Source organism: Clostridium saccharobutylicum DSM 13864 (assembly GCF_000473995.1).
Taxonomy (GTDB): Bacteria; Bacillota; Clostridia; order Clostridiales; family Clostridiaceae; genus Clostridium; species Clostridium saccharobutylicum.
Window position 1 is genome coordinate 2,445,045 of the sequence record NC_022571.1, and the last position, 14,202, is coordinate 2,459,246.

11 protein-coding genes are annotated in these 14,202 nt (G+C 28.6%); 9 read left to right on the top strand and 2 right to left on the bottom strand.

Going from position 1 to position 14,202, the window contains the following annotated elements; translation table 11 throughout:
* The first annotated feature begins 129 nt into the window (after positions 1-129).
* A complete protein-coding gene (locus tag CLSA_RS10455) occupies positions 130-1,536 on the top strand; it encodes an MFS transporter (RefSeq protein ID WP_022746291.1) in 1,407 nt (468 codons plus the stop codon).
* Positions 1,537-1,633: 97 nt separating this feature from the next.
* Here the strand turns inward: CLSA_RS10455 and yaaA are convergent, their stop codons facing one another.
* Positions 1,634-1,882, bottom strand: a complete 249-nt coding sequence (gene yaaA, locus CLSA_RS22495; RefSeq protein ID WP_077393784.1) for a peroxide stress protein YaaA — start codon at positions 1,880-1,882, stop codon at positions 1,634-1,636.
* Between the two features lie 461 nt (positions 1,883-2,343).
* On the opposite strand from yaaA, the gene CLSA_RS10460 reads away from it, so the two are divergent.
* The 6 genes from CLSA_RS10460 to CLSA_RS22040 all read left to right on the top strand — a co-directional run bounded on the left by CLSA_RS10460 (position 2,344) and on the right by CLSA_RS22040 (position 7,958).
* Positions 2,344-3,087 (top strand): nucleoside phosphorylase, encoded by a 744-nt coding sequence (locus CLSA_RS10460; protein WP_022746292.1) that lies wholly within the window; start codon positions 2,344-2,346, stop codon positions 3,085-3,087.
* A 536-nt stretch (positions 3,088-3,623) separates the two neighbouring features.
* Positions 3,624-4,229, top strand: a complete 606-nt coding sequence (locus CLSA_RS10465) for an ECF transporter S component (protein ID WP_022746293.1) — start codon at positions 3,624-3,626, stop codon at positions 4,227-4,229.
* A gap of 252 nt (positions 4,230-4,481) precedes the next feature.
* Positions 4,482-5,258, top strand: coding sequence for an energy-coupling factor transporter transmembrane component T family protein (locus CLSA_RS10470; protein ID WP_022746294.1), 777 nt, complete (start codon positions 4,482-4,484; stop codon positions 5,256-5,258).
* Positions 5,246-6,109 carry an energy-coupling factor ABC transporter ATP-binding protein gene (locus tag CLSA_RS10475; RefSeq protein WP_022746295.1) on the top strand — a complete coding sequence of 288 codons (864 nt, stop codon included), beginning with the start codon at positions 5,246-5,248 and terminating at the stop codon, positions 6,107-6,109. The genes CLSA_RS10470 and CLSA_RS10475 overlap by 13 nt, the downstream gene beginning before the upstream one ends.
* Entirely contained in the window at positions 6,102-6,908 is an 807-nt protein-coding gene (locus CLSA_RS10480; RefSeq protein WP_022746296.1) for an energy-coupling factor ABC transporter ATP-binding protein, read from the top strand. The genes CLSA_RS10475 and CLSA_RS10480 overlap by 8 nt, the downstream gene beginning before the upstream one ends.
* 168 nt (positions 6,909-7,076) lie before the next feature.
* Entirely contained in the window at positions 7,077-7,958 is an 882-nt protein-coding gene (locus CLSA_RS22040; RefSeq protein WP_022746297.1) for a GGDEF domain-containing protein, read from the top strand.
* A gap of 91 nt (positions 7,959-8,049) precedes the next feature.
* On the opposite strand, the gene CLSA_RS10490 is transcribed toward CLSA_RS22040, so the two are convergent.
* Positions 8,050-9,321: a cation:dicarboxylate symporter family transporter gene (locus CLSA_RS10490; RefSeq protein WP_022746298.1), complete on the bottom strand. Its 1,272-nt coding sequence runs from the start codon at positions 9,319-9,321 to the stop codon at positions 8,050-8,052.
* Between the two features lie 602 nt (positions 9,322-9,923).
* On the opposite strand from CLSA_RS10490, the gene CLSA_RS10495 reads away from it, so the two are divergent.
* Both CLSA_RS10495 and CLSA_RS10500 read left to right on the top strand, forming a co-directional pair.
* A complete protein-coding gene (locus CLSA_RS10495; protein ID WP_022746299.1) occupies positions 9,924-11,324 on the top strand; it encodes an MATE family efflux transporter in 1,401 nt (466 codons plus the stop codon).
* 301 nt (positions 11,325-11,625) lie between these two features.
* Positions 11,626-14,202: a UvrD-helicase domain-containing protein gene (locus tag CLSA_RS10500; protein WP_022746300.1), complete on the top strand. Its 2,577-nt coding sequence runs from the start codon at positions 11,626-11,628 to the stop codon at positions 14,200-14,202.

The following is a 14,202-nucleotide window of genomic DNA, read 5'->3' on the forward strand; positions in this document are numbered from 1 at the left end:
TAAGTGTTATTTTCTTTCTAGTCTCTAAATCTTTATATTGTGAGACATTTTTTTCGTCCTACCACTATACTTTATAGTAGTTTATTATATATCAGTATAAAACACATTATAATTTTGGAGGTTTGTTTTATGAACAAAAAATATCAAATCATTTCTTTTGCAGCTATTATTTTAGGATTTTTTATGGCATTATTAGATACAACTGTGGTAAATATCACTTTGCCTAAAATGACTGAATACTTTAATACTACTATGAATCATATTTCTTGGGTGGTAAATGCCTATAATCTAGCTACTGCAGTTATTCTAGTAACTGCTTCGAGACTTTCAGATCAATTTGGCAGAAAAAAACTATTTATTGCAGGAGTAGTTTTATTTACTATATCTTCACTATTATGTGGTATTTCAAATTCTCTTCAAGCACTTATAATATTTAGAACACTTCAAGGGATAGCAGCGGCTTTTGTTGTGACTATTGCAATGCCTCTTTCTACTGAAATATTCCCACCAGAAAAGAGAAGAACCATAATGGCACTTTGGGGAGCCTTTTCAGGCCTTGCTGCTGCAAGTGGACCATCGATTGGCGGCATAGTAACTCAATTTTTTAATTGGAGATGCATTTTCTTTATCAATATACCTATAGGTTGTATTTGTATAATATTAACTATGAAATTCATAAAGGAATCCTATGACCCAACTGCAAGTAAAAATATAGATTTTTGGGGAATTGTAACAATATCAATTGCTATGTTTTGCTTAACATTCGCATTAATGAAGTCTAATGAAAAAGGCTGGGCTTCAAGCTTCATCCTTTCTTTCTTTGCAGTTTCTGCTATAGCCCTTATACTATTTGTTATCATTGAACTAAAAGTTAAGGAGCCAATGGTTCCTCTTAGTTTATTTAAATCTTTACCATTCACAAACGGCTCGATTACTCTATTTTTACTCGGACTTGGCATGATGTCGGGTACATATTTGCTATCCTTTTTCTTAATTCAGGTTAAAGGATTGAATCAACTGTCAGCAGGACTTATTATTTCAACTATGTCCTTAACTTCAATGATTTTTTCAATATTATCTACTATTTTGACAAAAAAATTAAGCAGCAGATTAACTAGTGCATTGGGTATTCTTTTACTTAGTGTTTCTTGTTATTTAAATAGTTCTCTTACTCAAAATTCTTCAAATACAGATATTATTTTAAGATTAATTGTTGCTGGTTCTGGTACGGGCTTAAGTATGGCAACACTAATAGGTTCTATAATGGCTAACGTTCCTGTAGAAAAAATAGGAATAGCTTCTGGAATAAATAACATGACAAGAACACTTGGAACTGTACTTGGAGTTGCCTTATTTTTAACTATATTTACATCAAATATGACTGCCCAGATGTCTGATGTTAAAGCTTTTAGTTTTACATTTAAAGTGAGCGCTGTAATTCTTTTGCCAGGTATACTTTTTGCATTATTCAGTGATAAAAAGAGAAGTCATGATATGAAAAATAAGAGGTTTGTTGAAAACATAGATAATGTATAAGTAAACTAATGATAAAAATATCATCAATAGGCACCTCTTCCAGAGGTGTGTATCAGTAATACCCCAACTTGTATAATTGGAGTATTACTGATGCTAACTATCGAATAAAGACGATATTTTTATCGTTTGATTTTTCTTCGCTATATTTATAACCAAGCCTGTTAAAGTTTTTTATTGCTGATATATTCTCTATCGTTTCCTCAGTCATATAACGAATCATCTCACCTCTGGCCATTTTTGCAAAGGTACCTTTGGTTATAATTTTATCTTCTTTATATTCAGCAAACGTACATGAAATGAAAGAAGAAAATTTAGAAAGTGAAATATATAATGACTTGGAATATATATTTTAATGTATCTTAGCAATATCATAAAATATTACATATGATTAAATAATATGTTACAATTACAATAGTAAATATTAATTGTATATTATAGGTAAGTATTAAGCGATAATGTAATTACAATATTGGTAATGTTTTTTAGTTTTTCAGTAGTCTCATTATGAATTAGACTTATACTTTGAAATATATTCTAAACCAGAAAGAAAGGGTGCTCTTTTGTGAAGTGTTACATTGAGAAAAGAACTGTAGGATTTCTTCAGCAGAAGTTGTTCCATTATTGCTTGTCATTAACTTGCTTAAGGAGCATGTAGGAATGCAACAACTTCTGCTGCTAGAAATCCATAGTCCTTTTCTCTAGTAACCAGAACAACAGAGCACTCTTTCTTTCGGTAAGTTACCACATAAACTTAAAATCTAAGTTTTTTATCTATATATACTTAATAAATTATAAGGAAGTGAGCAAATGAATGATTTATTACAACCACATATAAGATGTGGAATAAAGGATGCTGCAAAATATGCTATTTTACCTGGAGATCCAAAACGCGTTGATAAGATTAAAGAATTTTTGACTAACGTTCATGAAATTGCTTTTAATCGTGAACATAAAAGTATTTCTGGATATTATAAAGGTGTTAAAGTAATGGCAGTTTCTACAGGAATGGGTGGAGCTTCTACTGGAATTGCAGTAGAGGAATTGCATAGAATAGGTGTTGAAGCAATGATAAGAATAGGAAGTTGTGGAGCATTAGATAGTAAAATTCAATTAGGCGATTTAATTCTTGTAAATGGTGCAGTTAGAGATGATGGAGCTTCTAAAGCTTATATTGAAGAAATTTATCCTGCAATTCCAGACTTTGAATTATTACTAAACACAGTTTTATGTGCAAAAGAGAAGGGATATACAATTCATATTGGAAAAGCAAGAAGTCATGATAGTTTTTATACAGATAGAGAAGATGAGATTGATAAATATTGGGCATCAAAAGGAATTTTAGGTGCTGATATGGAGACAGCAGCATTATTTACAATAGGAGGTCTTCGTGGTGTAAAAACCGCATCAATACTTAATACTGTTGTAACTTATAAGGATGATCTAAGCAGTCAAATTAATAATTATGTTGATGGAGAAAATGCAATGATAGAAGGCGAAAAAAATGAGATTATAACAGCCTTAGAAGCAATTGTAAAAATGGATAAAAAGTAAATAAGTGATGAATTAATAACATTATACGTTGTGTTATTTAGGCAAATTATGCTAAAATGTTATGTATATACACATGAAATACGACGGGTTTCTTTAGTATATATGTTTATTTTCACAATGCGTTAAGCATATAGATATACAAATCAAGACTTAAACTTATGTAGTAGCTAACCAAAATAGAAGTGATGCATTTGTTTCGGTTACTGAAAATTTTGATAGATGCTTCTAAGACTGCAAGTTGTACCCGCAATGCTTGTTCACAGACACGCTGTGAACAAGCATATACGGAACAACTTACAATCTAAGAAGTATAGCTATCAAAATTTTTGAGGTAACACTACACAAATGCATCACCTCTATTTCTACTTTTGAATATATATTCAAAGCATAAGTGTGATTTATAAATTGGATATCTATATAGATAAACAATTTAAGAATTAGACTTATAACTAGAATGTATGGAATTTCGGTTAATCATCACATAAGTTTAAATCATAAGTTGTTTATATATAAAAAATACTTGGAGGTATAATATTATGAAAAAAAACAGTATGTGGTCATTGAGACTTAATACAGCATCATTAGTACTTATTCCAGCAGCTGTAGGTATTAATTATTTAGGAAAATTATTTGCAGGACTATTAAAATTACCACTTTGGTTAGATTCAATTGGTACATGCCTTGCAGCAGCTTTAGGAGGTCCTATTGTAGGTGCTATTTGTGGCGCTGTTAACAATATTATCTATGGATTAACCATGGATCCAATTTCTACTGTATATGCATTAACTAGTGGTTTTATAGGGATTGCTGTAGGTATATGTGCTTATAAAGGAGAAATGAAAAATATTAAAGGTGCAATTATTACAGGTATTATAGCTGGACTTGTAGCTGTAGTAATTTCTACTCCATTAAACATGATATTCTGGGGAGGAACAACAGGTAATGTTTGGGGAGATGCTGTTTATGCTTGGGCAATTGCAAATAATATTCCAGCATTTTTAGCTTCTGGATTAGATGAAGTTATTGTAGATTTACCAGATAAAATTGTTACACTATTAGTAGTATTCGCTATTTATAAAGGACTTCCAAAGACTTTGACTGGACTTTATAAGAATGATGAAGAGATTGAAAGTTTAGACTAAAAAATAAGACAAATTATATAAAATAGGTTAGAATATTAATCTGTAATTTTTGAATGTGATTTAGGTACAATTAAAGAAAATAATAGATCTGTATCTTACCTGCTTTGTATTACATTGCATAAGAAAATTTATTATGAGGAGAATTTATTTTCTTGTTATTTATTTTCATGTAAGTTATACAAAGTAAGTATATCATTTTGATCTATTATTTTTTTATATGCCTAATCAATTATGAGAGGAGAGTACAATTAAGTGAAGAGCATTAGCTTATATGAAGATAAAAATTCAGTTATAAATATGTTAGCTCCTATGACAAAAGTTATATATATAATTACAGCACTTATAGTTCCATTTATACTTAGTTCTAGGATAATTAGTCTGGCTTTTATTGGAATCAGCATATTAATATTAATTATAGGAAAGGTGCTAAAAAAGATAGTTCCAATTGTAGGATTTTCAGCTATTATAGTTTTATCAGTAATCATTATTCAAGGTTTATTTCGTGCTGGTAATGTTACACCTTTATTTTCAATAGGTCCAGCAATATTTTATAAAGAAGGATTGCTATTTGCATTAGATATTGGGATAAATATATTAAATATTTTACTAAGCTTTTCTGTGTTGGTTCTCACTACAAAGCCATCAGACTTAGTTGAAGATTTTGTAAGAATTGGACTTTCACCACGTTTTGGTTATGTGCTTATATCAGTGTTTCAAATTATTCCTCAGATGACAGAAACAATGGCAACTATTACAGATGCACAACGAAGCAGGGGAATGGAAACTGAAGGTAATCTTATTACTCGTATTAGAGCATTTTTTCCACTTATCTCTCCAGTAGTAATGAGTTCACTTGTAAATACAAGGGAACGTGCTATTGCATTAGAAGTAAGAGGGTTTAATTCTAAAGAGAAAAAAACTTTTTTAAATGAAGAACATAAAACAAGAATGGATATAGTGATTAGAATTATTTTAGTATTTGCTATTGTAATTTCAATTATTGGGAAGGTGATTATATGGCTAAGATAATGGTAGAACATTTAAAATATAGATATCCCCAGACAGATAAACTAGTCCTAAATGATATTTCATTTACAATAGAACCAGGTGAATTCATAGGGATTGTTGGAAAAAATAATTCTGGAAAGAGCACTTTATGTCAAGCTTTCGTAGGACTTGTACCTACATTTTATAAAGGGGCATATGGTGGAAAAGTATTTATTGATGATATGGAAGTTTCCAAAAGTGATATTTCAGAGGTATGTAAAAAGGTTGGAATCGTATTTCAAAATCCATTTAATCAAGTAACAGGTTCTAAAATGAGTGTATATGAGGAGATTGCATTTGGACTAGAAAATATGGGGATTCCACGTGGAGAAATGATAGAACGTATAGATGAAGCAATGGAATTATTAGATATTAGTAAATATAAAGATAGAAATTCTTTTGATCTATCAGGAGGCCAAATGCAGAGAATGGCAATTGCCAGTATTATTGCAATGCGCCCAGAGGTAATTATTCTTGATGAACCAACTTCTCAATTAGATCCACAAGGAAGTGAAGAAGTGTTTCAAGCGGTGCAAGCTTTGAGTAAAAAAGGCATAACAATTATTATGGTTGAACATAAAATAGAGAAGATTGCACAGTATAGCGACAAAGTTATGCTGCTTAATGATGGAAAGTTAATACACTTTGATACACCACAACAAATATTCTCAATGGATAATATTTTAGAATACGGAATAGCACCACCAGCATTTACACAAATTTGTAGAGGATTAAAAATTTATAATAAAGAAATTGGATTGTATCCAGTAACTTTAGATGAAGCACAAAATATTCTTTCATCAAAGCAGATTGGAGGAATGTTAAATGAGTAAAATTGAAATAAAAAATTTATCATTTTCTTATATTGAAAATGAACCTATTTTAGAAAATATTAATTTAGTAATCGACGAAAGATCAACAGCAATAGTGGGTCAAAATGGAGCAGGAAAAACAACTTTTGTAAAATTACTAAAGGGGTTATTAAAACCAGATGAAGGGGACATTTTGTTAAATGATGTGAGCATAAAGTCCATGACAGTAGCAAAACTAGCAAAGCGCATTGGTTTAGTTTTTCAAAATCCAAATGATCAAATTTTCAAAAACAAAGTAATTGATGAAGTTATGTTTGGACCATTAAATATTGGAATGACTAAGGAAGATGCAATTAGAAATTCTAAGAAAGCACTAGAAATGGTTGGATTAAGCAGTAAAATAGACAATAATCCATATGATTTAGGGCTTTCCGAGAGAAAATTAATTACAATTGCATCTGTTCTTGCAATGAATACAGATGTAGTTATTTTTGATGAACCAACAATAGCGCAAGATTTTTCTGGAAAAGAGTTAATTAAATCGATAATAAGACAATTAAAAGATGAAGGAAAGATTGTCCTTACAATTATTCATGATATGGATTTTGTGGCAGAAACTTTTGAAAGAACCGTTGTTTTTGCAAAGGGAAATGTGCTACTTGACTGCGATACAAGAGATGTTTTTTCTAAAGGTGAAATACTTAAAAAAGCATATCTTGAAGAGCCTAATGTTACAAAACTATGCAGAGCTTTAGGGTATGATGAAACATTTTTGACAGTAAATGAATTTGTTGAATTTAGAAAAAATAATCACTTATAAAAAAGTGATTAAGCAAAAGAATAATTACGCTGATATTAGTGTTTGAAGTATAAATTATATAATATATATGTTGAAAATTGAAATCTAAATTAAAACTATGTACTATATAACTAAATCATAGTGCAACATATATACATTAATATTAGTATGTAAATGAAGGTGAATTTAATGTTATTGAAAGAGAAATTTATTAAAAAACATATTTTATTGTTTAGTTTTATATTAGCAATATTTATGCTTTTTGTGGTAGATTTTTTGAAAATTCCAAATCCTAATGTTGTTTTACTTGCAGTTATGGTATATTTGACTTTCCTTGGAGGGTTTAGATGTGGAATTTTAAGTGGGTTTACTGTTATAAGTTATTCTATATACTTTTTTTCAATACAGCATAACTTTATAAGTTTTTCTATTGAAAATTTTAAAAAGGTTATTATAATTATGCTAGTTGTTCCTGTATTAATTTTAATAGTTGGAACTTTAAAAAAGCAGTATGTTTTGAAAACTAAAGAATTGCAATTAGCGAATAAAGAATTAAAAAGAATAGCAAGAATAGATTCTTTAACTGGTGTTGCAAATAGACGTTATTTTGATGAAGTTTTATTAAATGAATATAATAGTGCTATTCGTCAACGAAGTTTTCTTTCTTTATTAATGATAGATGTAGATTTTTTTAAAAATTATAATGATAATTATGGTCATGTTCTAGGAGATGAGTGCTTAAAATTAGTTATACAGGCAATATCTAAAGAGCTTTATCATCCAGAGAATTTTATTGCACGATATGGTGGAGAAGAATTTGTAGTTTTACTTCCCAATACAGATGATAAAGGAGCAATAATCTTGGCTGAGAAAATAGTTGAATCAGTTTTTTCTTATAAAATACCCCATTGTGCATCAAAAAATTGCAGTTATATAACAGTCAGTATCGGTGTTACAACACTGACTAACTTTGAAGAAGAAAATGCATTGAACTTGCTAAATGGTGCAGATAAAGCACTATATTTAGCTAAAAAAAATGGCCGTAATCAAAGCAGGTTCTTTAAAATTTAAAATATATTTTAGAAAATAAAAGTACTCTTATTGCTACATTGCAATAAGAGTACTTTTATTTTCGGTTAGTTATAATATAAATTTTAAGTTATTATGCGGCTTTCTCAATAGATTCTAGATACTCTTTAGCTTTTATGGAATTATATTTTCCTTCCCACTTTGATATAACAACAACTGCTAGAGAATTACCTAATACATTTACAGCAGTTCTAGCCATATCAAGTATACGATCTATTCCTGCTATGAAAGCTAAACCTTCAACAGGAATTCCAACTGAACCAAGTGTAGCTAGAAGAACTACAAAAGATACGCCCGGCACTCCTGCTATGCCTTTTGAAGTAAGCATCAATACAATAACTAAATTGATTTGAGCAGATATAGATAAATTAATACCATATAATTGTGCTATAAATAGAGCAGCAATAGCTTGGTAAAGTGTAGAACCATCTAAATTAAATGAATAACCTGTTGGGACTACAAATGTTGCAATAGCTTTAGGACATCCGAATTTCTCCATCTTCTCCATGATTTTAGGTAGAACTGTCTCTGAACTTGCAGTACTATAAGCAAGTATAAGTTCGTTCTTTAAAATTTTCATGATTGAAAATATACTTGTCCCAACTAACTTTGCAATTAATCCTAATACTACTAGTATAAAAATAATCATTGAACCGTAAGTAGTAATTACTAATTTTCCAAGTGGAATTAAAGATGAAAGTCCAAACTTAGAAACTGTTACACCAATTAAAGCAAATACTCCAAAAGGTGCTGTTTTCATTATTTGATTTGTTACCCAAAACATTGCATCAGCTGTACCTTGAGCAATCTTTATAACAGGCTTTCCTTTTTCACCAATTGCAGCAATTCCTAAACCAAACATAACTGAAAAGAAAATAACTGAAAGCATATCTCCTTTTGCAAGTGATTCAAAAATATTAGTAGGTACAATATTTATAAATGTATCTGCAAAACTATGATGAGATACAGTTTCTGCAGTGTTTACATAACTATCAATACTAGATGTAGTAAGACTTTGCATATTTATCCCTGTACCTGGATGCACAACGTTAGCTATTAAAAGTCCTATTACAATAGCAATAGTAGTTACAACTTCAAAATAAAGAAGAGTCTTTCCTCCAAGTCTTCCAACTTGTTTAATATCTCCTGTTCCAGCAATACCAACAACAAGTGATGAAAACACAATTGGAACCACTATCATTTTAATTAGCCTAATAAAAATGTCTCCAATAGGTTTTAAATACCATTCAACAGCTGGATTACCATAAAATAATCCGCCTACTATAATTCCAAGTATAAGTCCAACAAGAATTTGTAATGCCAGACTTAATTTAATTTTCTTCATACTTATTCCCCCTTTTTAAGTAAAAAAATTAAAATAAACAAAAAATAAGATTGAATATGACACTTGATTTGCATTGTGTTGCAAATTTACATAAAAATCATACCAACATTTTGAATTATAACACAAAAAATGAATAATGTCTCTATAAATTATTCATTTTTTAAAATAAAGAATACGATTTTTTTCTGGTGGTCAATTAATTAAAAACATTACTGTCTGGCTATTATTATTTTTGCAAGCTGAATATTGCGCGTTACAACAATAATAATGGCTTTAATACATAGTTATAATTTATATTATGATATATTGGACTAGAAATAATATTGTATATTAAGGTTAATTTGTAGTTGAATTTAAATATTAAAATGAATAAAAGATACTAATTTTATGCAATTCTTTTGCTATGTCAATTCATTTCTTAAAGAATATTGATACTGAGATAATAGTAGCATTTTAAAATATTTAGAATATACTTTGTAGTGTTGTGTATCATTTGATTTGCTGGTAAAATATGTTTTGGACTTGTTTACCATTAATATTATGATTTATATGATAGTGACAATATAAGTGAGATATCACGAATGTTTTAAGGGGGTAGAATATTGGCTGGAACTAGAAATCTAACAGAAGGTAATCCTGCTAAATTAATATTATTATTTACTGTTCCTTTGTTAATAGGAAATATATTTCAACAATTTTATAATATAGCTGATACATTTATTGTTGGTCGTACTATAGGCATTAATGCTTTAGCAGCTGTTGGCTGTACAGGTAGTATAATGTTTTTGATAGTAGGATTTGCTCAAGGTTTAACAGCTGGACTTACAATTATTACAGCTCAAAAATTTGGTGCAGATGATAAACAGGGAGTTAAAGAAAGTTATTTTGTAGGTATACTAATTAGTTTGATATTAACTATAATTCTTACAACTATAAGTACAATTTTTGCTAGACCTATATTAGAATTAATGAATACACCAGCAGAAATTATAGATGATGCATATAATTTTGTGTTTATCATATTTCTTGGAATAATAGCATCAATGTTTTTTAATTTCTTCTCAAACATTATTCGTGCTTTAGGAGATAGTAGAACACCATTAGTATATTTAGTAGTAGCTTGTATTTTAAATATAATATTAGAGTTTGGCTTTATTTTAATATTTAAAATGGGAGTAAGAGGAGCAGCACTTGCAACTGTTATAGCACAAGGTGTTTCAGCTTTATTATGTATATGGTACATAAAAAGGAACTTACCAGTACTTAAGCTTACAAAGAGTGATTTAAAAATATCAAAGGATGTTTTTATTGAACATGTAAGGATGGCTTTACCAATGGGATTCCAAGCATCTATAATTGCAATTGGAGCTATTATAGTACAATTTGCACTTAATAGTCTTGGTGCTGTTTCTGTTGCTGCATATACAGCAGCTCAAAAAATTGATACTATTGCAATTCAGCCTATGATGTCTTTTGGAATTACAATGGCTACCTATACAGCTCAAAATTATGGTGCTGGAAAAATTGAAAGAATAAAAGAAGGTGTAAGAAAATGCATTCTTATATCAATGTCCTTCAGCATTATTGTAGGACTTACTAATACACTTGGAGGACATTTCTTTACAGCAATTTTTGTTGGATATGACCAAAAAGAAGTTATTTCATTATCACAATTATATTTAACGTCTAATGGACTTTGTTATTTTATACTTTCACTGCTTTTTATATATAGGTATACGCTTCAAGGCTTAGGCCAAAGCTTTATTCCAACTGTCGCAGGTATTATGGAGCTGTTGATGAGAACATTTGCTGCAATAGAGTTATCTAAGCCATTAGGTTTTTTAGGTGTATCATTATCAAATCCGCTAGCATGGTTTGGAGCATGTATTCCACTTATTAGTGCATACTATATTACTATAAAGAAGGTAAGTAATGAACATTTGGAAAAAGAACATTATGAAAATGATAATGAAACAGGTACATGTAGCTGTGTGAATAAGTAATAATATAATAAAAAAGATGGTTTTCGCACCATCTTTTTTATTTGGAAAAAAATGTAAAATGGTTTATAATTAACTTAATATAGATAAAAAAATTAAGAACTGGAATTATAGTTAGAATATATACATGTTTACTAACTTAAAGTGGTATCTATAATAGAAATCATATACATATTCGTGAAAGAGACATTTAGAATCTTCCAGCAAAAATTTCATGAGTCCGATGGAACAAATATGTATATGATTTTGGTTAGTTACCACATAAATTTAAGTTGTATATCTATATATTTTCATATTAAGCGAGGTGAGTACAATTAATATACAAGATTTGTTTAAGAAAGTTAATTTTAAACCAAATGATGCACAATACAAAGCAATTGTAGATGTTAATCAGCCATTATATTTAGTTGCAGGACCAGGTTCAGGAAAGACAAGAGTGCTTTTATGGAGAGTTGTTAATTTAATTGTTTTTCATAATGTAAAAATAGAAGAGATATTTTTAAGTACATTTACAGAAAAAGCAGCTATGCAGCTAAAAGAAGGATTAATGTGGTTACTTGGATTAGCTACTCAAGAAAATAAAATACATTATGATATTTCAGATATGTATGTGGGGACAGTTCATTCATTATGTCAAAAGTTTATTTTAGATAATAGATTTAAAAATAATTTTAAAAAAAAGCTGCCTGTAATATTGCAAGAATTAGATCAATATTTTCATATATATGATAGTTTGAATAAAGCTAAAAAAGAATTGAATCTTCCAGAGGATTATAATGAATGTCTTAAAGAATATATGTGTTTAAAATCTTCAAGCAAACATGAAATAGTTTCTTGTCTTATTTCAGTATTTAATAGGTTTTCGGAAGAAAGCTTATCTGCAGATGAAGTAATTTATAATGCAGATAATGATGTAATGATAATGTTAGGTAATTTATATAAGTTTTATTTGGAAAGTTTAAATTCAGGAAGAAAAAAAATAGATCTTTCATTATTACAGCAATATGGATATAAGGTTCTTTTAAAAAGTGAAAATAGTGGGGAAATATTTAAACATGTAATTATTGATGAATATCAGGATACAAACAATATTCAAGAAAAAATTTTCTTTAAATTATCTGGCAAGTATAAGAACATTTGTGTTGTAGGTGATGATGATCAATCGTTATATAGATTCAGAGGGGCAACTGTTGAAAACTTTGTTCAATTTGATAAAAAGTGCGAGAGTATTTTAGGTATAAAACCACAAAAAATAAAACTTAACATAAATTATAGATCTAGAAAGAGAATTGTTGATTTTTATAAGAATTTTATGGAAAAGGAGATTTGGGAAAGTCAATCTCAAAAAGGCATGTATTACAGAAATGTAGATAAGAATATAAAAGCATTTAGTAAAGATGATGGAATATCAGTGGTTACTACAATATGTGATAAAGCTGTTAATGTATATAATGAAATTGCAAAAAAAATTAAAGAAATGATTGATAAAAAAATAATATCTGATCCTAGTGAGATCGCTGTTTTATTTACTTACTTAAAGGGAAATCAAAATGTTCAAAGATTAAAAGAAGCTTTTGAAAGATTTGATTTAAAGGTATATGCACCTCGTGCAGGAAAGTTTTTAGAAAATGAAGAACCTATGGCTGTATTTGGTTTATATTTAAATGTATTTGGGATTCCATATATTGATGAACGCTATAATTATGGAAGGAATAAAAAGTTTAATGATTGGATGGAAAAATGTTATCAATTTGGTATAGAACTTATAGAAGATGATTTTGATTTAAAAAATTTTATAGAAAAGATAAAAGAACAATTAACCAAATTAAAAAATGATTATGGTGTTATTAAAGAATATATGTCTGAAAACAATATAAATATTGATGATAATATTGATGATATATATAAATTTGATAAGTTTAAAAGAGGAACTATGAGTTTATTATCTAATTTAGGCAAATATAAAATTCAGAAAAAATCTGTTCGTATAATTATAGAGAAAAAGATAAAGGAAGATAAAAAAATTAATTATAGATGGTTAGTAACAAGAATAAATTCGGTAAACTGGAATCTACTAGATTTATTTTATAAGTTGTGTAAATTTGAGTATTTAAAATGTATTTTTGATGAAGCAGAGAATATGTGTGATGAAGGGCCAATGTACAATTTATCAAATGTAACTACTTATATTCAATTTTTTATAGAGAACAAAATATCATTAATAACAGGAAAAAACTTATATGAAGATAGATTTATGAGAACGTTTTTTACTTCTTATTTAGGAGCAATATTTAGAAGAGAAGAAGGAAATTATGAAATAAAAGATGAACCAATACCTAAAGGTAGAATATCATTTTTAACTATCCACCAATCTAAAGGACTTGAATTCCCAGTAGTTATTTTAGGAGCCATTCCTCCATGCAAAAACAGAAATGGTAAAAATAGAATTGAAGAAATAATTAGGCCTTATTTGAAAGGAGAATATGAGCCATTAGAAAAAGTATTAGAGTTTGACAGAATGAGAAGTTATTATGTTGCTTTATCTAGAGCTGAAAATCTTTTAATATTACCTCATTTTAAAGGAACAGCTATACACCCATATTTTAAGGATGATTTGAAATGCGGAGCTATACCATTGTTAGATAATTTAGATATTGATTCAATTCCTAAAAAAGTTATTAAGGAAAGTTTTGCAACTAAAGTGTATTCATATACATCAGATTTCTTATTTTATAATGAATGTCCAAGAAAGTATATGATTTATAAAAAATATGGTTTTGTTCCTGCAAGAACTACTATATCTTTCTTTGGAAATCTTGTTAATAAAACGCTAGAAGATATTCATAATTATTATATAAGTTTAGGAAATGAGGCTGAATGA